Genomic DNA, 19,806 nt, shown 5'->3' on the forward strand with positions numbered 1-19,806 from the left:
TACGCCAAATGTTGCAACCAAAGCGTACGAAGTTCCGCAAGCAGATGACCGGCCACAACCGTGGTCTGGCTCAGCGCGGTAGCAAAGTCAGCTTCGGCGAGTTTGCTCTGAAGTCCGTTAGCCGTGGTCGTCTCACCGCTCGCCAGATCGAGGCCGCTCGTCGCGCCTTGACTCGTCACGTAAAGCGTGGCGGCAAGATCTGGATCCGCGTTTTCCCCGACAAACCGGTTACCAAGAAGCCCCTCGAAGTTCGTATGGGTAAAGGTAAGGGTAACGTCGAGTACTGGGTAGCCCAGATTCAGCCGGGCAAGGTGCTCTACGAGATCGAGGGTGTTTCCGAAGAGCTGGCGCGTGAGGCATTTGCCCTGGCCGCTGCAAAGCTGCCGCTCGCCACCTCCTTTGTTAAGCGGACGGTGATGTGATGAAAGCGAATGAACTTCGTGAAAAATCGGCACAGGAGTTGAGCGAGCAATTGCTCGGCTTGCTGCGCGACCAGTTCAATCTGCGCATGCAGAAGGCAACTGGCCAGTTGGGGCAGTCTCACCTGCTCTCGCAAGTGAAGCGCGATATCGCTCGCGTGAAAACTGTGCTCAACCAGCAGGCAGGTAAGTAATCATGGCTGAAGCTGAGAAAACAGTCCGTACGCTGACCGGCCGTGTCGTCAGCGACAAGATGGACAAGACAATCACCGTCCTGATCGAGCGCCGCGTGAAGCACCCGATCTACGGTAAATACGTGAAGCGTTCGACCAAACTGCACGCCCACGACGAAACCAACCAGTGCCGTATCGGCGACAAGGTCACCATTCGTGAAACTCGTCCGCTGGCCAAGACTAAGTCCTGGATGCTGGTGGATGTCGTCGAGCGCGCGGTGGAAGTCTAAGAGACTAAGGGTCGGAGAAAGTTATGATTCAGACTCAATCCATGCTCGATGTGGCCGATAACAGCGGCGCTCGTCGCGTTATGTGCATCAAGGTGCTGGGCGGTTCGCATCGTCGTTATGCCGGTATCGGCGATATCATCAAGGTCACCGTGAAGGAAGCGATTCCGCGCGGCAAGGTCAAGAAAGGCCAGGTGATGACCGCCGTTGTCGTCCGCACCCGTCACGGCGTACGCCGTGCCGATGGTTCCATCATCCGTTTCGACGGCAATGCTGCTGTTCTGCTGAACAACAAGCAGGAGCCGATCGGTACCCGCATCTTCGGGCCGGTGACTCGTGAGCTTCGTTCCGAGAAGTTCATGAAGATCGTCTCGCTCGCCCCCGAAGTGCTGTAAGGAGTAGCCGTCATGCAAAAGATTCGTCGTGACGACGAGATCATCGTCATCGCCGGCAAAGACAAGGGCAAGCGCGGTAAGGTGCTCAAGGTTCTCGCTGACGACCGTCTGGTCGTTGGCGGGGTCAACCTGGTCAAGCGCCATACCAAGCCGAACCCGATGTCGGGCGTACAAGGCGGTATCGTCGAGAAGGAGGCGCCGCTGCACGTCTCCAACGTGGCCATCTTCAATGCCGAAACCAACAAGGCTGATCGCGTTGGTTTCAAGGTGGAAGACGGCAAGAAAATTCGTGTCTTCAAGTCGACCCAGAAAGCGGTCGATGCTTGAGCATCGCTAGGTAAATACCATGGCACGACTAAAAGAGATTTACCGGAGTCAAATCGCGCCCAAGCTGAAGGAAGAGCTTCAGCTGGCGAACGTGATGGAAGTTCCGCGCGTTACCAAAATCACCCTGAACATGGGTCTGGGCGAAGCGATCGGTGACAAGAAGGTCATCGAGCACGCGGTTGCCGACCTTGAGAAAATCACCGGTCAGAAGCCCGTTGTGACCTACGCTCGCAAGTCGATCGCCGGTTTCAAGGTGCGTGAAGGCTGGCCGATCGGTATCAAGGTCACCCTGCGTCGCGATCGCATGTACGAATTCCTGGATCGCCTGCTCTCCATCTCCCTGCCGCGCGTGCGTGACTTCCGCGGGCTGAATGCCAAGTCCTTCGACGGGCGCGGCAACTACAGCATGGGTGTCAAAGAGCAGATCATCTTCCCGGAGATCGATTACGACAAGATCGATGCACTGCGTGGCCTGGATATCACCCTGACCACTACCGCCCGCAACGATGATGAAGGTCGTGCGCTGCTGCGCGCCTTCAACTTCCCGTTCCGCAACTGATTGGAGTAGGAAATGGCCAAGCAGAGCATGAAAAACCGCGAGCTGAAGCGTCAGCAGACGGTCGCCAAGTACGCCAAGAAGCGTGCCGAGCTGAAAGCTACCATCGCCAATCCGAACACCAGTCCGGAAGCGCGTTGGGAAGCGCAGATCGCCCTGCAGAAGCAGCCTCGTGACGCCAGCGCCTCGCGCCTGCGTAACCGCTGCCGTCTGACCGGTCGTCCGCACGGCGTCTACCGCAAGTTCGGTCTGGCCCGTAACAAGCTGCGTGAAGCAGCGATGCGTGGCGATGTGCCGGGTCTGGTCAAGGCCAGCTGGTAAGGCATCGGGCAAGGGGCGGGGGGGCAACCCACCCGCCTTTTGTTTTTATGATCAGGCCCCTTTTGGGGCTTGATTCATTTATGAGCAGTCCCTAGAATGACCGGCTCTCCTGAGCCTGGGTTTTTATCGCCCGGCATGGCTCGGGGGTACAGGCCGCAAGGCTTTCTTTTTGTATTAGGAGCAACTAGCCCATGAGTATGCAGGACCCGTTAGCGGACATGCTAACTCGTATCCGTAATGCCCAGATGGCTGAGAAGACCGTGGTTAGCATGCCGTCTTCCAAGCTGAAGGTGGCAGTGGCCAGCGTTCTGAAGAGCGAAGGTTACATTTCCGGTTACCAAGTCAGCGGCGATGCCAAGCCGTTGCTGTCCATCGAGCTGAAGTACTTCGAAGGCCGTCCGGTCATCGAGGAGCTGAAGCGTGCAAGTCGTCCTGGCCTGCGCCAGTACAAATCCGTCGACCAGCTGCCGAAAGTTCGTGGCGGTCTGGGCGTTTCGATCGTGTCCACCAATAAAGGTGTGATGACCGATCGCGCTGCACGCGCCGCAGGCGTGGGTGGCGAAGTGCTCTGCACTGTGTTCTAAGGGGGGGATAAGCATGTCTCGCGTTGCTAAGAACCCTGTCAAGCTGCCCGCTGGCGTAGAAATCAAACTCGCCGGTCAGCAGCTTTCCGTGAAGGGCGCCAAGGGCGCTCTCGAACTGAACGTTCATCCGTCCGTGGAAGTGATCCAGGAATCTGGAGAGCTGCGTTTCGCTGCGCGCAATGGCGACCAGCAGAACAAGGCCATGGCCGGTACCACCCGTGCGCTGGTGAACAACATGGTGATCGGTGTCAGCCAGGGCTTCGAGCGCAAGCTCCAGCTGGTTGGCGTTGGTTACAAGGCGCAGGCCAAGGGCGAAGTTCTGTCCCTGGCTCTCGGCTTCTCGCATCCGGTGGATTATGAACTGCCGAAAGGCATTACCGCTGAGACCCCCAGCCAGACCGATATCCTGATCAAGGGCATCGACAAGCAGCTGGTCGGTCAGGTGGCCGCCGAGATCCGCGACTTCCGTCCGCCGGAGCCTTACAAAGGCAAGGGTGTGCGTTACGCCGACGAAGTCGTCCGTCGTAAAGAAGCTAAGAAAAAGTAGGGCATAGCAAATGAGCGTAAAGAAAGAAACTCGTCTGCGTCGCGCTCGCAAGGCACGCCTGAAAATGCGCGAGCTGGAAACCGTACGCCTTTGCGTGTATCGCTCTTCCCAGCACATCTACGCCCAGGTCATTTCGGCCGACGGCGGCAAAGTTCTGGCCAGCGCTTCGACTCTGGACAAAGAACTGCGTGACGCTGCCACAGGCAACGTCGATGCGGCCAAGAAGGTTGGTCAGCTGGTGGCCGAGCGCGCGAAAGCCGCTGGTGTCACTCAAGTTGCGTTCGACCGTTCTGGCTTCAAGTACCACGGTCGTGTCAAGGCACTGGCTGATGCTGCTCGTGAAGGCGGGCTGGAGTTCTAAGTTATGGCAAACAACGAGCAAAAGCGCGACGAAGGCTACATCGAGAAGCTGGTCCAGGTTAACCGCGTCGCTAAAACCGTAAAGGGTGGCCGTATCTTCACCTTCACCGCGTTGACCGTGGTGGGTGATGGCAAGGGTCGCGTCGGTTTCGGTCGCGGGAAGTCTCGCGAAGTGCCGGCAGCCATTCAGAAGGCCATGGAGGCCGCGCGCCGCAACATGATCCAGGTCGACCTGAACGGCACGACGCTGCAGTACCCGGTGAAGTCCGCCCATGGCGCTTCCAAGGTCTACATGCAGCCGGCTTCCGATGGTACCGGGATCATCGCTGGTGGCGCCATGCGTGCCGTGCTGGAAGTGGCTGGCGTGCAGAACGTTCTGGCCAAGTGCTATGGCTCCACCAATCCGGTGAACGTGGTGTATGCCACTTTCAAAGGTCTGAAGGCCATGCAGTCCCCGGAATCCGTGGCGGCCAAGCGTGGCAAGAGCGTCGAGGAGATTCTCTAACCATGGCTAACGCAACTGTCAAAGTCACGCTGATCAAGAGCGTGAGCGGCCGTCTGGCCAATCACAAGGCTTGCGTCAAGGGTCTCGGCCTGCGTCGCATCGGTCATACCGTCGAGGTTCAGGATACTCCTGAGAATCGCGGAATGATCAACAAGGCCTACTACCTGCTGCGTGTGGAGGGCTAATCCATGCAACTGAACGATCTGCGTTCCGCGCCGGGTGCCCGTCGCGAGAAGCTGCGTCCGGGTCGCGGTATCGGCAGCGGCCTGGGTAAAACCGGCGGCCGTGGCCACAAGGGTCAGACTTCCCGTTCCGGTGGCAAAATTGCTCCCGGGTTCGAGGGTGGTCAGCAGCCTTTGCACCGTCGTCTGCCGAAGTTCGGCTTCGTCTCCCTGAAGGCCATGGATCGCGCTGAAGTGCGTACCTCCGAACTGGCCAAGGTGGAGGGTGACGTCGTAACCCTGCAGGCGTTGAAAGATGCCAATCTGATCAACCAGAACGTGCAGCGTGTGAAAGTCATGCTGTCCGGCGAGGTTGCTCGTGCGGTCACTCTGAAAGGTATCGGCGTCACCAAGGGTGCGCGCGAAGCCATCATCGCTGCTGGCGGCAAAATCGAGGACTAAATGGCTAAGCAAGGTGCTCTCTCCGCGCTCAGCAATGGCGGATTGTCCGAACTCTGGGCTCGACTGCGTTTCCTGTTCCTGGCGATCATCGTCTATCGGATAGGCGCGCACATCCCGGTGCCAGGTATCAATCCTGATCGGCTGGCCGACCTGTTCCGGCAGAACGAGGGGACCATTCTTAGCCTGTTCAACATGTTTTCCGGCGGCGCGCTGGAGCGGATGAGCATCTTTGCCTTGGGGATCATGCCGTACATCTCGGCGTCGATCATCATGCAGCTGATGACCGCGGTCAGTCCGCAGCTGGAACAGTTGAAGAAGGAAGGGGAAGCTGGCCGTCGCAAGATCAGCCAGTACACCCGCTACGGAGCGCTTGTTCTGGCTTTCGTGCAGGCCATCGCCATGTCCCTTGGACTGGCGGGGCAGGGCGTTGCCTTTGCAAATGACTTCGGCTTCCACTTCGTGGCCGTCACCACCTTCGTGGCGGGGGCGATGTTCATGATGTGGTTGGGCGAGCAGATCACCGAGCGAGGTATCGGCAACGGAATTTCCATGCTGATCTTCGCCGGTATCGTAGCTGGCCTGCCGGCAGCGATCGGGCAGTCCTTCGAGTCTGCCCGGCAAGGCGATATCAATATCTTCGCCTTGATCGCCATTGGCTTGCTGGCGGTTGCGATCATCGGTTTCGTGGTGTTCATCGAGCGTGGCCAGCGGCGTATTGCCGTGCACTACGCCAAGCGTCAGCAAGGCCGCAAGGTCTTCGCTGCGCAGACCAGCCACCTGCCGCTGAAGGTGAATATGGCGGGCGTTATTCCGGCCATCTTCGCCAGCAGCTTGCTGTTGTTCCCTGCTTCGCTGGGTGCCTGGTTCGGACAGGGCGAAGGCATGGGCTGGCTGCAGGACGTTGCGCAATCGATCGCCCCCGGTCAGCCATTGAACATTCTGCTGTTTAGTGCAGGGATCATTTTCTTCTGCTTCTTCTACACAGCCTTGATGTTCAATCCGAAGGACGTAGCGGAAAACCTGAAGAAGTCCGGTGCCTTTATTCCGGGTATCCGTCCAGGTGAGCAGTCGGCACGCTATATCGATGGCGTTCTGACCCGCTTGACCATGTTCGGTGCTCTGTACATGACGGCCGTATGCTTGTTGCCCCAGTTTCTGGTGGTGGCGGCCAACGTACCGTTCTACCTTGGCGGGACCTCGTTGCTGATCGTGGTCGTGGTTGTGATGGACTTTATGTCGCAAGTGCAATCGCACCTCGTTTCGCACCAGTACGAATCCCTGATGAAGAAAGCCAACCTGAAGGGCTATGGCAGCGGAATGCTGCGCTAAGTACCCGTAAGGTTCGAGGAGTTGGTGATGAAAGTTCGTGCATCGGTGAAAAAGCTGTGCCGTAACTGCAAGGTCATCCGTCGCGACGGCGTCGTGCGCGTGATCTGCAGTGCAGAGCCGCGTCACAAGCAGCGCCAAGGCTGAGTGTGATCAACGCGTTATGAGCCCGGCAGCTAGTGCGCTGTCGGGTTGATTATTTGTTATTACAGCGTTAATATCTCGCGCCCTTTTCTTGGCTTCCGGGGCGTAGGTAGCTGTCAATTGGAGTTTCACTGAATGGCCCGTATTGCAGGCGTCAACATTCCAGATAACAAGCATACTGTTATCTCGCTGACCTACATCTACGGTGTTGGTCGCACCTCTGCGCAGGCTATCTGCGCTGCTGCCGGGGTCAACCCGGCTGCAAAGATCAAGGATCTGTCCGACGAGCAGATCGAGCAGCTGCGTGGCGAAGTTGCGAAGCTCACCACCGAGGGTGATCTGCGCCGCGAAGTCAACATGAAAATCAAGCGTCTGATGGACCTGGGCTGCTATCGCGGTCTGCGTCACCGCCGTGGCCTGCCGGTCCGCGGTCAGCGCACCAAGACCAACGCGCGTACCCGCAAGGGCCCGCGTAAGCCGATCCGCAAGTAATTGCGCCCGCGAATCGACAGGAATTAAGTCATGGCTAAGCCTGCTGCTCGTCCTCGTAAGAAAGTCAAAAAGACAGTGGTCGATGGGATCGCCCATATCCACGCGTCTTTCAATAACACCATCGTGACCATCACCGATCGCCAAGGCAACGCGTTGTCCTGGGCGACTTCCGGTGGCTCCGGCTTCCGTGGCTCGCGTAAGAGCACCCCGTTCGCTGCCCAGGTGGCTGCCGAGCGCGCTGGTCAAGCCGCCCTGGAATATGGCCTGAAGAACCTCGACGTGAACGTCAAGGGCCCTGGTCCGGGTCGCGAATCCGCTGTCCGTGCTTTGAACGGCTGCGGCTACAAAATCGCCAGCATCACCGACGTGACGCCCATCCCGCATAACGGGTGCCGTCCGCCGAAGAAGCGTCGCGTGTAATAGGAGACAGTGAGAAATGGCTCGTTACATTGGTCCCAAGTGCAAACTGTCTCGTCGTGAAGGCACCGATCTCTTCCTGAAGAGTGGTGCGCGCGCGCTCGAATCCAAGTGCAACATCGAAACTCCTCCGGGCGTTCACGGCCAGCGGCGTGGCCGCCTGTCCGACTACGGCACCCAGCTGCGTGAAAAGCAGAAGGTACGTCGTATCTACGGTGTGCTGGAGCGTCAGTTCAGTGGTTACTACAAGGAAGCAGCCCGCAAGAAGGGCGCAACCGGCGAGAACCTGCTGCAACTGCTCGAGTGCCGCCTGGACAACGTCGTTTACCGCATGGGCTTTGGTGCTACCCGCGCCGAGTCCCGCCAGCTGGTATCCCACAAGTCGATCACCATCAACGGCAAGACCGTGAACATCCCGTCCTACCAGGTTCAGCCGGGTGACGTGGTAGCCGTTCGCGAGAAGTCGAAGAATCAGCTGCGCATCGCCCAGGCTCTTGATCTGTGCGCACAGCGCGGTCGCGTTGAGTGGGTCGAGGTCGATACCGAGAAGAAGTCCGGCGTGTTCAAGAGCGTGCCGGCTCGTAGCGATCTGTCCGCCGACATCAATGAAAACCTGATTGTCGAGCTCTACTCCAAGTAAGGGCTAGAAAATAGGTGCATTCCATGCAGAGTTCGGTAAATGAGTTCCTGACCCCCCGCCACATCGATGTGCAGGTGGTCAGTCCGACCCGCGCCAAGATCACGCTCGAGCCTCTCGAGCGTGGTTTCGGCCATACCCTGGGCAACGCGCTGCGTCGCATCCTGTTGTCCTCCATGCCTGGCTGTGCAGTAGTCGAGGCCGAAATCGATGGCGTGCTCCATGAGTACAGCGCTATCGAGGGTGTTCAGGAAGATGTCATTGAAATCCTGCTCAACCTGAAAGGGCTGGCTATCAAGTTGCACGGTCGCGACGAAGTAACGCTGAACCTGGTCAAGAAAGGTTCGGGCGTGGTCACTGCTGCCGATATTCAGCTGGATCATGATGTCGAGATCGTCAATGGTGACCACGTGATCGCCAATCTGGCGGACAACGGCAGCCTGAGCATGAAGCTCAAGATCGCCCGTGGCCGCGGCTATGAGCCGGCTGACGCGCGTCAGAGCGACGAAGACGAAAGCCGTAGCATCGGTCGCTTGCAGCTGGACGCTTCCTTCAGCCCGGTTCGCCGTGTCGCCTACGTGGTGGAAAACGCCCGTGTCGAGCAGCGTACCAACCTGGACAAGCTGGTCATCGACCTGGAAACCAACGGTACCCTGGACCCCGAAGAGGCCATCCGTCGTGCCGCGACCATTCTGCAGCAGCAGCTGGCCGCGTTCGTCGACCTCAAGGGTGACAGCGAGCCGGTGGTGGTCGAGCAGGAAGACGAGATCGATCCGATCCTGCTGCGCCCGGTCGACGACCTGGAGCTGACCGTGCGTTCGGCCAACTGCCTGAAGGCGGAAAACATCTACTACATCGGTGACCTGATTCAGCGCACCGAGGTCGAGTTGTTGAAGACGCCAAACCTGGGCAAGAAGTCCCTGACCGAGATCAAGGACGTTCTGGCCTCCCGTGGTCTGTCCCTCGGCATGCGCCTCGACAACTGGCCGCCGGCAAGTCTGAAGAAAGACGACAAGGCTACGGCCTGATCGTCATTACCACCGAACGAGAAAGTTTGGTAAGGAATTTCAATCATGCGTCATCGTAAAAGTGGCCGTCACCTGAGCCGCACCAGCTCCCACCGCAAGGCTATGTTTCAGAACATGGCGGTGTCGCTGTTCGAGCACGAGCTGATCAAAACCACCCTGCCGAAAGCCAAGGAGCTGCGCCGCGTTGCGGAGCCGCTGATTACCCTGGCCAAGGAAGACAGCGTTGCCAATCGTCGTCTGGCTTTCGACCGTACCCGTTCCAAGGAAGCGGTCGGCAAGCTGTTCAATGATCTGGGCAAGCGCTATGCCACCCGTCAGGGCGGCTACCTGCGTATCCTCAAGTGCGGTTTCCGTGCTGGCGACAATGCCCCGATGGCTTACGTCGAACTGGTTGACCGTCCGGTCGCCGGTGAAGCTGTAGAGGCTGCCGAGTAAGCTGCCTCTGCTGCATAGAAAACCGGGCCTCGTGCCCGGTTTTTTTATGACTGGGATTCCCTGTCTGTGGCGTCGAGTCCCGAGAGGGCGGCGGATATTTTAAGAGATCTAATCTATCGAGTGGTTGGCTTTCATAAATTGGATCGCTTGATTGGGCGGGGCTAGTCTTCCTCCATCGTCGGCTGCGTTGCCACAGGCCGACCCGACAGGAGTAAGGAGAGAGCGATGTCTGATCAAGGTAAGTGCCCATTCCACCAGGTAGCCGGTGCCGGCACGAGCAACAAGGCATGGTGGCCCAATCAGTTGGCTGTCGACCTGCTTAACCAACATTCCGAGAAGTCCAATCCGCTCGGCAAGGCGTTCAACTACGCCGAAGAATTCAGCAAGCTTGACTACAGGGCGCTCAAGGCCGACCTGGTCAAGCTGATGACCGACTCCCAGGACTGGTGGCCTGCCGACTTCGCTCATTACGGCCCGCAGATGATCCGCATGGCCTGGCACAGTGCCGGTACCTATCGCATGACCGATGGCCGCGGCGGCGGCGGTCGTGGCCAGCAACGCTTTGCACCGCTCAACTCTTGGCCGGATAACGTCAACATCGACAAATCCCGCCGCCTGCTGTGGCCGATCAAACAGAAATACGGCCAGCGGATCTCCTGGGCCGACCTGATGATTTTGGCTGGCAACGTTGCGCTGGAGTCCATGGGGTTCCGTACTTTCGGTTTTGCCGGCGGGCGCGAGGATGTCTGGGAGCCGGATATGGACGTGGCCTGGGGGGCGGAAACCACCTGGCTCGGAGATGACAAGCGTTTCGAGGGTGACCGCGAGTTGGTCAAGGGGCTCGGCGCCACGCACATGGGGCTCATCTATGTGAACCCCGAAGGACCCAATGCCAGCGGCGACTACCTCGCTGCCGCCAAGGACATTCGCGCTACCTTTGGCCGCATGGCCATGGATGACGAAGAGACCGTCGCGCTCATCGCCGGTGGACATACCTTCGGCAAGGCCCATGGGGCTGCTCCCGAGTCGCACAAGGGTAAGGATCCCGAGGGCGGCCTGCTCGAAGAACAGGGGCTGGGCTGGACCAGCAGCTTCGGCTCGGGTCATGGCAAGGACACGATCTCCAGCGGCCTCGAGGTCACCTGGACCAAGACGCCGGCGTTGTGGAGCAACAATTTCTTCGAGAACCTGTTCAATTACGAGTGGGAGCTGACCCATTCGCCGGCGGGGGCCAAACAGTGGGTTGCCAAGGACGCGCCGGAGATCATTCCGGATGCCCATGTGCCAGGCAAATTCCATAAGCCGACCATGCTCACCACTGACCTGACGCTGCGCTTCGATCCCGAGTTCGGCAAGATCTCCAAGCGCTTCCTGGAAGACCCCCAGGCCTTTGCGGATGCCTTCGCCCGCGCCTGGTTCAAGCTGACCCATCGCGACATGGGGCCGAAGTCCCGCTACCTGGGCCCGGAAGTGCCCAAGGAAGACCTGATCTGGCAGGACCCGCTGCCGGCGGCCGCGCACGACCCCAGTGCTGCCGATATTGCCGACCTGAAAGCCAGGATCGCCGCATCCGGGCTCTCGGTGAGCGAACTGGTTTCGGTGGCCTGGGCCTCGGCTTCGACTTTCCGCGGTGGCGACAAGCGCGGTGGTGCCAACGGTGCGCGCCTGGCGCTGGCACCGCAGAAGGATTGGGCCGTCAACCGGATTGCGGTGCGGGCATTGCCGAAGCTGCAGGAAATCCAGCGGGCGTCCGGCAAGGCGTCCCTGGCGGACGTCATCGTGCTGGCCGGCGGCGTGGGTATCGAACTCGCGGCGAAGGCGGGCGGGGTAGAGATCACCGTTCCGTTCTCGCCGGGGCGGGTGGATGCTCGCCAGGATCAGACCGATGTCGAGTCTTTCGCCTTGCTCGAACCGGACGCCGATGGATTCCGCAACTACCGCAAGGATCAGAGCGGTGCGCCGACCGAGACCTTGCTGATCGACCGGGCCCAGTTGCTGACCCTGACCGGTCCGGAGCTGACGGCACTGGTGGGCGGCCTGCGGGTGCTCGGTGCCAACTACGATGGCAGCCAGGATGGCGTGTTCACCGACCGGGTCGGCGTACTGAGCAACGACTTCTTCGTCAAGCTGCTGGATATGGGCCTGGTGTGGAAGCCGGTGGACAAGGAGGCCGAACGGTTCGAAGGGCGCGACCGCAAGTCCGGCGAGGTGAAGTACAGCGCGACACGCAATGACCTGGTGTTCGGCTCCAACTCGATCCTGCGGGCCTACGCCGAGGTCTATGCCAGTACCGATGGCAAGCAGAAGTTCATCCAGGACTTCGTTGCCGCCTGGTCCAAGGTGATGAATCTGGATCGCTTCGATCTGGCCTGAGTCGAGCCGCAAGCGGCAAGCCACAAGGAAAAGCCAGAGCACAGCCCGTGCTCTGGCTTTTTCGCTCTTGCCGCTACTTGCCGCTGCCGCCAGCCCCATCCCGTTCCAGCAAGGGCTTGAGGAAGTGCCCGGTGTGCGAGGCCGGGTTGGCAGCCACCTCCTCCGGAGTGCCGGTGGCGATGATCATGCCGCCCTTGGAGCCGCCCTCGGGCCCGAGGTCGACGATCCAGTCGGCGGTCTTGATCACGTCCAGATTGTGCTCGATCACCACCACCGTGTTGCCGTGGTCGCGCAGGCGGTGCAGCACGTCGAGCAATTGCTGGATGTCGGCGAAGTGCAGGCCGGTGGTGGGTTCGTCGAGGATGTACAGGGTCTTGCCGGTGTCGCGCTTGGACAGCTCGCGGCTCAGCTTGACCCGCTGTGCCTCGCCGCCGGAAAGCGTGGTCGCACTCTGCCCGAGCTTGATGTACGACAGGCCGACATCCATCAGCGTCTGTAGCTTGCGCGCCACCGCCGGGACCGGGTCGAAGAATTCACGGGCTTCCTCGATGGTCATTTCCAGCACTTCATGAATGCTGCGGCCCTTGTATTTCACTTCCAGCGTTTCGCGGTTGTAGCGCTTGCCCTTGCATACGTCGCACGGCACGTAGATGTCCGGCAGGAAGTGCATCTCCACCTTGATCACGCCGTCACCCTGGCAAGCTTCGCAGCGGCCGCCCTTGACGTTGAACGAGAAGCGCCCCGGCCCGTAACCGCGCGAGCGCGCTTCCGGCACGCCGGCAAACAGCTCGCGGATCGGCGTGAACAAGCCGGTGTAGGTGGCGGGGTTGGAACGCGGGGTGCGGCCGATCGGGCTCTGGTCGATGTCCACCACCTTGTCCAGGTGCTGCAGGCCGTCGAAGTTGTCGTGGGGCGACACTTCAAGTGTGCTGGCGCCGTTCAGCGCGGTCGCGGTGATCGGGAACAGGGTGTTGTTGATCAGCGTCGACTTGCCCGAACCGGATACGCCGGTGACGCAGGTGAACAGGCCGACCGGGATCTCCAGATCGACATTGCGCAGATTGTTGCCGCGCGCGCCCTTGAGCTTGAGCAGCTTCTTCTTGTCGCGCGGGGTGCGCTCGGGGCGGTAGCGGATGCGCTCGCGGCCGGACAGGTACTTGCCGGTCAGCGACTCGGGGTGGGCCATGACCTCGGCCGGCGTGCCCTCGGCGACGATATGTCCGCCGTGCACACCGGCGCCGGGGCCGATGTCCACCACATAGTCAGCCAAGCGGATGGCGTCCTCATCGTGCTCGACCACGATCACCGTGTTGCCGAGGTTGCGCAGGTGGGTGAGGGTACCCAGCAGGCGCTCGTTGTCGCGCTGGTGCAGGCCGATGCTGGGCTCGTCGAGGATGTACATCACGCCCACCAGGCCGGCGCCGATCTGGCTGGCCAGGCGGATGCGTTGCGCCTCGCCGCCGGACAGGGTGTCGGCGCTGCGGTCAAGGGTCAGGTAGTCGAGGCCGACGTTGACCAGGAACTGCAGGCGCTCGCGGATTTCCTTGAGGATCTTCTCGGCGATCTCGCCGCGGCGCCCGGTGAGGTGCAGGCCGCCGAAATAGTCGCAGGCTTCGCCCACCGGCAACCCGGTGACCGCCGGCAGGGTCTTCTCGCCAACCCATACGTGGCGGGCCTCGCGGCGCAATCGGGTACCGCGGCACTCCGGGCAGGGCTGGGTGCTGAGGAACTTGGCCAGTTCTTCGCGCACGGTCTGCGACTCGGTCTCGCGATAACGACGCTCGAGGTTGGGGATGATGCCCTCGAACGGGTGCGAGCGCTTGACGATGTCGCCGCGGTCGTTCAGGTAGCGGAATTCGACACTTTCCCGTCCGGAGCCGTAGAGCACTGCCTTCTGGTCCTCCGCCGAGAGCTCGTCGAAGGGTTTTTCCAGGCTGAAGCGATAGTGCGCCGCCAGCGAGCCGAGCATCTGGAAGTAGTACACGTTGCGCCGGTCCCAGCCGCGAATGGCGCCCTCGGCGAGGGTCAGCTCGCCATTCACCAGACGCTTGGCATCGAAGAACTGCTTCACGCCCAGGCCGTCGCAGGTGGGGCAGGCGCCGGCCGGGTTGTTGAAGGAAAACAGCTTGGGTTCCAGCTCGCTGATCGAGTGGCCGCACACCGGGCAGGCGAAGCGCGCGGAGAAGATCAGCTCTTTTCCATCCGCGGTCTCGCCCTCGTCCGGCAGGGGGGCAACCAGGGCGATGCCGTCGGCCAGGTGCAGCGCCGTCTCGAAGGACTCGGCGAGGCGCTGCTGCAGGTCGGCGCGTACCTTGAAACGGTCTACCACCACATCGATGGTGTGCTTCTTCTGCTTGTCCAGCTTGGGCAGCTCATCCAGTTCATAGAGCCTGCCGTTGACCCGGGCACGCACGAAGCCCTGGGCGCGCAGCTCTTCGAACACCGCCAGGTGCTCGCCCTTGCGCTCGCGGATCACCGGGGCCAGCAGCATCAGCTTGCGGCCTTCCGGCAGGGCCAGGACCTGATCGACCATCTGGCTGACGGTCTGTGCCTCCAGCGGAATGTCATGGTCGGGGCAGCGCGGGATGCCGACCCGGGCGTAGAGCAGGCGCAGGTAGTCGTAGATTTCGGTGATGGTACCGACGGTGGAGCGCGGGTTGTGCGATGTGGATTTCTGCTCGATGGAAATGGCCGGAGACAACCCTTCGATGGTGTCCACATCGGGCTTTTCCATCATCGACAGGAACTGCCGGGCATAGGCCGACAACGACTCCACATAGCGTCGCTGACCTTCGGCATAGAGGGTGTCGAAGGCCAGCGAAGACTTGCCCGAGCCGGACAGGCCGGTGATGACGATCAACTTGTCGCGCGGCAGGGTCAGGTCGATGTTTTTCAGGTTGTGGGTACGCGCCCCACGAATCAGGATCTTGTCCATGTCGACCTCGCATGGCGGGCGGGGAAACCCGCGAGTATACGGTCGCAGTGGCCGCGCGCCAAAGCGCGATTCGGTCATCGAGGCGTATGCCCGGACTTTTAACCGCGCCCTTGGCAGCACAGGCTGGTAGAATCGCCGCGCATTTTAACGAGGTTGTTTCATGCACGATCCGCATAGCGAGCGCATGAGCCCCGGCGAAACCCGCGCCGCCGGTGGACTGGCGCTGGTATTCGCGTTCCGCATGCTGGGCATGTTCATGGTATTGCCGGTATTGGCCACCTACGGCCAGGACCTGGCCGGCGCCACCCCGGCGCTGATCGGCCTGGCCATCGGTGCCTATGGGCTGACCCAGGCGTTTCTGCAGATTCCCTTTGGTATCCTGTCCGACCGCATAGGCCGGCGTCCGGTGATCTATGCCGGGCTGCTGGTGTTCGCCGCCGGCAGCGTGCTGGCGGCCAATGCCGACTCGATCTGGGGGGTGATCGCCGGCCGCGTGCTGCAGGGCGCTGGAGCGATTTCCGCGGCGGTAATGGCGCTGCTATCCGACCTGACCCGCGAACAGCACCGCACCAAGGCGATGGCCATGATCGGCATGAGCATCGGCCTGTCGTTCGCCGTGGCGATGATCGTCGGGCCGCTGCTGACCCGTGCCTTCGGCTTGTCCGGGCTGTTCTGGACCACCGCCGGCATGGCGCTGGTCGGCCTGGCCGTCGTGTTGCTGCTGGTGCCGCGCGCCGACCACCCGCTGCAGCACCGGGAATCCGGCGTGGCCGGCCAGGCGCTGCTGCCGACCCTCAGGCACGCTGACCTGCTGCGTTTGGACGTGGGCATCCTGGTGCTGCACGCCATCCTGATGGCGAGCTTCGTCGCCCTGCCGCTGGCACTGGTGGAGCGCGGCGGCCTGCCCAAGGAAGAGCATTGGTGGGTATACCTGACCGCTCTGCTGGTCGGATTTTTCGGCATGGTGCCGTTCATCATCTATGCCGAGAAAAAGCGCCAGATGAAGCGTGTGCTGCTCGGTGCCGTCAGCGTGCTGCTGCTGTGCGAGCTGTTCTTCTGGCAGTTCGGTGGCAGCCTGCGGGCGCTGGTCATCGGGACCACGCTGTTCTTCACCGCCTTCAACCTGCTGGAAGCGACCCTGCCCTCGTTGATCAGCAAGGTGGCGCCCGCCGGTGGCAAAGGCACGGCGATGGGCGTCTATTCCACCAGTCAGTTCCTCGGCGCAGCGCTGGGCGGCATCCTCGGCGGCTGGCTGTTCCAGCACGGCGGGCTGAACGTGGTGTTCATCGGCTGTGCCGCGCTCTGTGCCCTCTGGCTGGCAATTGCTGGTACCATGCGCGAACCGCCTTACGTCACCAGCCTGCGCCTGCCGTTGTCACCCGCAGCGGTGCGCGATGCGGGGCTTGTCGAGCGATTGCTGGCAGTACCCGGAGTGGCGGATGCCATCGTGGTGGCCGAAGAGGCCGCCCTCTACATCAAAATGGATACCGAACAATTGGATCGCACGTCCCTCGAGCGCCTGATCGAACCGGCGCGGCGTGCTGAAGCCTAGGAGAACGTTATGGCCCGTGGGGTTAACAAAGTCATTCTGATCGGCAACGTCGGCGGCGACCCGGAAACCCGCTACCTGCCCAATGGCAACGCGGTGACCAACATCACCCTGGCCACCACCGACAGCTGGAAGGACAAGCAGACCGGCCAGCAGCAGGACCGCACCGAATGGCATCGCGTGGTGTTCTTCGGCAAGCTCGCCGAAATCGCCGGCGAATACCTGCGCAAGGGCTCGCAATGCTACGTCGAAGGCCGCCTGCAAACCCGCGAGTGGGAGAAGGACGGTGTCAAGCGTTACACCACCGAGATCGTGGTGGATATGAACGGCACCCTGCAGTTGCTCGGCAGCCGTGGCGGCAACAACGACGGCGGCGACTACGCCCCGCGCCAGCAGCAATCGCGCCCGGCTCCGCAACAATCTGCCCCGCGTCCTGCACCGCAGCCCGCCGCCCAGCAGCCGGCGCCGGATTACGACAGTTTCGACGACGATATTCCGTTCTGAAAAACGGCTATTTAAGAAGCGACACAACTGAAGCGAAGCCATTGACCTGGCTTCGCTTTTTTGTTGGGCTGGAAAACGTCGGCGCACCGAGGCGGCTCGGGGCAGCGCACCTCCGGTGGAGCGGCGCCGGCCAAAGGTTTCCCTGAGGCGGCGTATCGCTGGCTCCGTCGGTAGGATGATCGGCTCGGCGGGATGCTCTCGCGTCTTCTGCGAGCAGCGGGCATTGGCGGCGACCTGCCGAGGACACAGGAGGGACTCCATTTCGCATCCTACTGGGTTGATCCTGTCGCGCTGTTTAATACCGTCTGCGTTTCACGTTCCTGCGGGCGCCGGTTTGTTAGGTTGCGAGTCGGGCGGGTGGTAAGAGGCGTCTGTTCGCTCAAGAGATCAAGCAATCGACCAAGGAGCTAGAGACGGTCATGTTAAGGAAGCTGATTTTTCCGCTGTTCACTCGCAATTCAATAAGACACTTTCTTTGTGGCATGCCTATTTTGTGCATGGCGCAAGCCGGATATGCCCTGGCAGGGGCGGATGAAGTCGGGCTGAATGTTCGCGTCTCGTCGAGCGTGGCGAGCGATGTGTATGCTGTCCCGCCCAGGGTCGCAGGTACCCAACCCATCGGCGCCCAAGCGCCAGGCAGCGCCGGGCTGATAGTCGAAGGGCCTGTGCAGGTCGGCACTTCGCCCTGGTGGCGCGTCGACTATGAATCAGGCATCGATGGCTGGGTCGACTCGCAAGTGCTGAGTGCCCTGTCCGCGCCCATGGGCAAGCCCTGGGGGACCGACTCGATGGTCAGCCCTACGCCGATGGTCGTTTCCTGGCCGCTGACTTCCGCATACCCCGGCCTGCAGTACAACATTCGCCTGGGTGTCGTCGGTGGTCGCTATCCCTATGCCTTTATGCTTTCGCAAGCTCCGGCAGGTATGGCCATCGACTACCGCTCGGGGGAAATCACCTGGACACCCGGCGCCGCCTTGGAAGGGCAAACGGTCCCTATCACCGTCGACGTCTATGACACCTGGCAGCAGCACACCTCGCAGGAGTTCAGGCTGACTGTAACCACCTCGGGCTTTCGCTTCGTTGCGCCGCAGGGATCGGACGTGGCGGGCGACGGTTCGCTACTCAAGCCGTGGCGAACCCTGTCTCACGGCATTGCCCAAGGCAATGCATCGACCATTTTGTATGTCCGGGAAGGGACCTATACGGAAGTGCCTCAGTTTGCGCCGGGCAAGGCCAATAAATTGATCGCGTTTCCCGGAGAGAAGCCGGTGGTGGATTTGAACTTCAATCCTGGCGGCGACCTGAACTTCATGTATACGCAGGACAATTTCGGCCTGATCGACGGCTTCGAGTTCAAGAATTGCCGGCGTTATTGCTTCAAGATGAATGGCAAGGACTCGGATTGGATCTATCGCCGCAACCGGATGCACCATCTATACGATGACGTATCGGTAAATGCCAATGCGGCATTCATTACTGTCTTCGACGCCCGGATGGCCACCGCCTTGCGCTATGTCGTGCAAGACAACGAATTCCATGACCTGTTCGACAGAGCGTCGGGTGAACACGGCGATACCGTCGGCGGCAAGTCAGGCTCTGCCATCGTGATCTTTGACACGCACTATGCGCTGATGGAAAACAACGTCGCCTATAACATCGACGGCTTTGGTTATCACGACAAAGATCATTCGTTCGGCAATACCTATCGCAATAATCTTGCCTATAACAACTTCGATGCGGCCATCGGGATATCCAACCAGTACTACGCGAATAATATCGATATCCTGCATAACACCCTGGTTGGGGCCGGGGGCGCCCACGTGGGACTGCGCATCGGGCATCAGCCGGGCCAGATTGGCAATGTTCTGGTGCATCACAATACGATTCTCGGCAGCGTGGAGCATCGAACGGGAACGCCGGCCGGCGGACCGGGTAGCATCCAGATGCGGGATAACATCGTGAGCAACGTAGGCTTCAAGAACCAGATTTACCAGTGCTGCAAGGGGCCGGCGGGAGGTGTTTGGACGTCCGAGCACTTCGCGCGTGACAACAACCTGTTTCGCCTGAAGGACGCTTTCGTGGCGGGCAAGGATGGTACGCGTTTCAAGCCTGAGCAATGGGCGGCGTTTGGCTTCGACCGCAACAGCATATACGCCGACCCGCTCCTGACCGACCCCGGCCGCTTTGACTTCCGGCCGCTGCCAGGCTCGCCGGCGTGCGGGGCCGCAACCGATGGGACGGACATAGGTGCTGTCTCGTGTAGGTAAGCGACACGACCGTGTGCCGTTCCGGCGCGTCCGGTCGGTTTTCAGGCCCGCTCAAGCTCCAGCAGGGTGCGGATCTGGTCGACCACTTTGGTCAGATGCACGCGGTCTTCGCCGTTGATCGCCTGGGACATGATTCGGTCGGCTTCGACCATGGCCGTGCGGATGGTGGCGCGCAGTTCTTCGCCTTTGCGGGTCAGGAAGACCTGGGTTTGCCGACGGTTGCTCGGCACCACTTCACGGCGGATCAGGTCGGCGCCTTCCATGCGTCGCAGCATGCCGGAGATGGCGGAGATTTCGATTTCCAGTTGATTGGCGATCTCACTGACCAGCACGCCGCGATCCTGCTCGCACATTTCCAGGAGGTAGCTCTGCTGGGCCGAGACGCCCTCCGGGAGGAACTGGCGATAGAACTCGGAAACGCCCCGCCAGCCTCGGTAGAAGTTGAAGCAGATCAGGTCCCGAAGAGGGGATATGTGCGAGCACTTATCGTCCACAAAGTTCATCTCTCAACTGTTGTCAGTTGCACAATTATAGCGAATGGATGGCACGCCGCAGTACCGCTGGGCCGTCCGTGCGTCGCACTGCGCACTGGCGCGGCTGAT

Annotated in this window: 26 protein-coding genes; 24 read left to right on the forward strand and 2 right to left on the reverse strand. The window is 60.9% G+C overall.

Features of this window, described 5'->3' with window-relative positions:
- The first annotated feature begins 8 nt into the window (after window positions 1–8).
- From rplP to katG, 21 genes are all read left to right on the forward strand, one after another.
- Window positions 9–422: a 50S ribosomal protein L16 gene (rplP, locus tag ACWKV7_RS09110; RefSeq protein WP_028238758.1), complete on the forward strand. Its 414-nt coding sequence runs from the start codon at window positions 9–11 to the stop codon at window positions 420–422.
- The gene (rpmC, locus tag ACWKV7_RS09115; RefSeq protein WP_483857344.1) at window positions 422–613 is read left to right on the forward strand and encodes a 50S ribosomal protein L29; all 192 of its coding nucleotides are present in this window, start codon (window positions 422–424) and stop codon (window positions 611–613) included. Before rplP ends, rpmC begins: the two co-directional genes overlap by 1 nt.
- A 2-nt stretch (window positions 614–615) precedes the next feature.
- On the forward strand, window positions 616–882 hold the full coding sequence (gene rpsQ / locus ACWKV7_RS09120; protein WP_483857345.1) for a 30S ribosomal protein S17: 267 nt from the start codon (window positions 616–618) through the stop codon (window positions 880–882).
- Between the two features lie 23 nt (window positions 883–905).
- Window positions 906–1,274 carry a 50S ribosomal protein L14 gene (gene rplN, locus ACWKV7_RS09125; protein ID WP_003243907.1) on the forward strand — a complete coding sequence of 123 codons (369 nt, stop codon included), beginning with the start codon at window positions 906–908 and terminating at the stop codon, window positions 1,272–1,274.
- 12 nt (window positions 1,275–1,286) lie between these two features.
- A complete protein-coding gene (gene rplX, locus ACWKV7_RS09130) occupies window positions 1,287–1,601 on the forward strand; it encodes a 50S ribosomal protein L24 (RefSeq protein WP_483857346.1) in 315 nt (104 codons plus the stop codon).
- 19 nt (window positions 1,602–1,620) lie between these two features.
- Window positions 1,621–2,160 carry a 50S ribosomal protein L5 gene (gene rplE, locus ACWKV7_RS09135; protein WP_483857347.1) on the forward strand — a complete coding sequence of 180 codons (540 nt, stop codon included), beginning with the start codon at window positions 1,621–1,623 and terminating at the stop codon, window positions 2,158–2,160.
- A gap of 12 nt (window positions 2,161–2,172) precedes the next feature.
- The gene (gene rpsN / locus ACWKV7_RS09140) at window positions 2,173–2,478 is read left to right on the forward strand and encodes a 30S ribosomal protein S14 (protein ID WP_483857348.1); all 306 of its coding nucleotides are present in this window, start codon (window positions 2,173–2,175) and stop codon (window positions 2,476–2,478) included.
- 191 nt (window positions 2,479–2,669) lie between these two features.
- Window positions 2,670–3,062 carry a 30S ribosomal protein S8 gene (rpsH, locus tag ACWKV7_RS09145; RefSeq protein WP_483857349.1) on the forward strand — a complete coding sequence of 131 codons (393 nt, stop codon included), beginning with the start codon at window positions 2,670–2,672 and terminating at the stop codon, window positions 3,060–3,062.
- 13 nt (window positions 3,063–3,075) lie between these two features.
- Window positions 3,076–3,609, forward strand: a complete 534-nt coding sequence (gene rplF / locus ACWKV7_RS09150) for a 50S ribosomal protein L6 (RefSeq protein ID WP_483857350.1) — start codon at window positions 3,076–3,078, stop codon at window positions 3,607–3,609.
- A gap of 10 nt (window positions 3,610–3,619) precedes the next feature.
- A complete protein-coding gene (rplR, locus tag ACWKV7_RS09155) occupies window positions 3,620–3,970 on the forward strand; it encodes a 50S ribosomal protein L18 (protein ID WP_483857351.1) in 351 nt (116 codons plus the stop codon).
- Between the two features lie 3 nt (window positions 3,971–3,973).
- Window positions 3,974–4,474: a 30S ribosomal protein S5 gene (rpsE, locus tag ACWKV7_RS09160; RefSeq protein WP_483857352.1), complete on the forward strand. Its 501-nt coding sequence runs from the start codon at window positions 3,974–3,976 to the stop codon at window positions 4,472–4,474.
- 2 nt (window positions 4,475–4,476) lie between these two features.
- Window positions 4,477–4,659, forward strand: a complete 183-nt coding sequence (rpmD, locus tag ACWKV7_RS09165; RefSeq protein ID WP_263146893.1) for a 50S ribosomal protein L30 — start codon at window positions 4,477–4,479, stop codon at window positions 4,657–4,659.
- 3 nt (window positions 4,660–4,662) lie between these two features.
- The gene (gene rplO / locus ACWKV7_RS09170; protein ID WP_483857353.1) at window positions 4,663–5,097 is read left to right on the forward strand and encodes a 50S ribosomal protein L15; all 435 of its coding nucleotides are present in this window, start codon (window positions 4,663–4,665) and stop codon (window positions 5,095–5,097) included.
- Window positions 5,098–6,426, forward strand: a complete 1,329-nt coding sequence (gene secY / locus ACWKV7_RS09175; RefSeq protein WP_483857354.1) for a preprotein translocase subunit SecY — start codon at window positions 5,098–5,100, stop codon at window positions 6,424–6,426.
- 27 nt (window positions 6,427–6,453) lie between these two features.
- Window positions 6,454–6,570 carry a 50S ribosomal protein L36 gene (rpmJ, locus tag ACWKV7_RS09180; RefSeq protein WP_043217073.1) on the forward strand — a complete coding sequence of 39 codons (117 nt, stop codon included), beginning with the start codon at window positions 6,454–6,456 and terminating at the stop codon, window positions 6,568–6,570.
- A gap of 132 nt (window positions 6,571–6,702) precedes the next feature.
- Window positions 6,703–7,059, forward strand: coding sequence for a 30S ribosomal protein S13 (gene rpsM / locus ACWKV7_RS09185; protein ID WP_483857355.1), 357 nt, complete (start codon window positions 6,703–6,705; stop codon window positions 7,057–7,059).
- Window positions 7,060–7,089: 30 nt separating this feature from the next.
- Window positions 7,090–7,479, forward strand: coding sequence for a 30S ribosomal protein S11 (gene rpsK / locus ACWKV7_RS09190; RefSeq protein WP_002555466.1), 390 nt, complete (start codon window positions 7,090–7,092; stop codon window positions 7,477–7,479).
- A gap of 16 nt (window positions 7,480–7,495) precedes the next feature.
- Window positions 7,496–8,116 carry a 30S ribosomal protein S4 gene (gene rpsD, locus ACWKV7_RS09195; protein WP_483857356.1) on the forward strand — a complete coding sequence of 207 codons (621 nt, stop codon included), beginning with the start codon at window positions 7,496–7,498 and terminating at the stop codon, window positions 8,114–8,116.
- A gap of 23 nt (window positions 8,117–8,139) precedes the next feature.
- The gene (locus ACWKV7_RS09200) at window positions 8,140–9,141 is read left to right on the forward strand and encodes a DNA-directed RNA polymerase subunit alpha (RefSeq protein WP_483857357.1); all 1,002 of its coding nucleotides are present in this window, start codon (window positions 8,140–8,142) and stop codon (window positions 9,139–9,141) included.
- A 45-nt stretch (window positions 9,142–9,186) separates the two neighbouring features.
- Complete coding sequence (gene rplQ / locus ACWKV7_RS09205; protein ID WP_483857358.1) at window positions 9,187–9,576, forward strand: 50S ribosomal protein L17; 390 nt, start codon at window positions 9,187–9,189, stop codon at window positions 9,574–9,576.
- A gap of 225 nt (window positions 9,577–9,801) precedes the next feature.
- Window positions 9,802–11,949 carry a catalase/peroxidase HPI gene (katG, locus tag ACWKV7_RS09210; protein WP_483857359.1) on the forward strand — a complete coding sequence of 716 codons (2,148 nt, stop codon included), beginning with the start codon at window positions 9,802–9,804 and terminating at the stop codon, window positions 11,947–11,949.
- Between the two features lie 73 nt (window positions 11,950–12,022).
- On the opposite strand, the gene uvrA is transcribed toward katG, so the two are convergent.
- Entirely contained in the window at window positions 12,023–14,884 is a 2,862-nt protein-coding gene (gene uvrA, locus ACWKV7_RS09215) for an excinuclease ABC subunit UvrA (RefSeq protein WP_483857360.1), read from the reverse strand.
- A gap of 160 nt (window positions 14,885–15,044) precedes the next feature.
- Here uvrA and ACWKV7_RS09220 point away from each other — a divergent pair, with 160 nt between their 5' ends.
- The 3 genes from ACWKV7_RS09220 to ACWKV7_RS09230 all read left to right on the forward strand — a co-directional run bounded on the left by ACWKV7_RS09220 (window position 15,045) and on the right by ACWKV7_RS09230 (window position 19,204).
- Window positions 15,045–16,436 (forward strand): MFS transporter, encoded by a 1,392-nt coding sequence (locus tag ACWKV7_RS09220; protein WP_483857361.1) that lies wholly within the window; start codon window positions 15,045–15,047, stop codon window positions 16,434–16,436.
- A 9-nt stretch (window positions 16,437–16,445) separates the two neighbouring features.
- Window positions 16,446–16,937: a single-stranded DNA-binding protein gene (ssb, locus tag ACWKV7_RS09225; protein WP_483857362.1), complete on the forward strand. Its 492-nt coding sequence runs from the start codon at window positions 16,446–16,448 to the stop codon at window positions 16,935–16,937.
- A gap of 419 nt (window positions 16,938–17,356) precedes the next feature.
- Complete coding sequence (locus tag ACWKV7_RS09230) at window positions 17,357–19,204, forward strand: putative Ig domain-containing protein (RefSeq protein WP_483857363.1); 1,848 nt, start codon at window positions 17,357–17,359, stop codon at window positions 19,202–19,204.
- Between the two features lie 41 nt (window positions 19,205–19,245).
- On the opposite strand, the gene ACWKV7_RS09235 is transcribed toward ACWKV7_RS09230, so the two are convergent.
- Complete coding sequence (locus ACWKV7_RS09235; protein ID WP_483857364.1) at window positions 19,246–19,707, reverse strand: MarR family winged helix-turn-helix transcriptional regulator; 462 nt, start codon at window positions 19,705–19,707, stop codon at window positions 19,246–19,248.
- Window positions 19,708–19,806 lie beyond the last annotated feature (99 nt).

It is taken from the genome of Zestomonas ipomoeae (assembly GCF_057128665.1).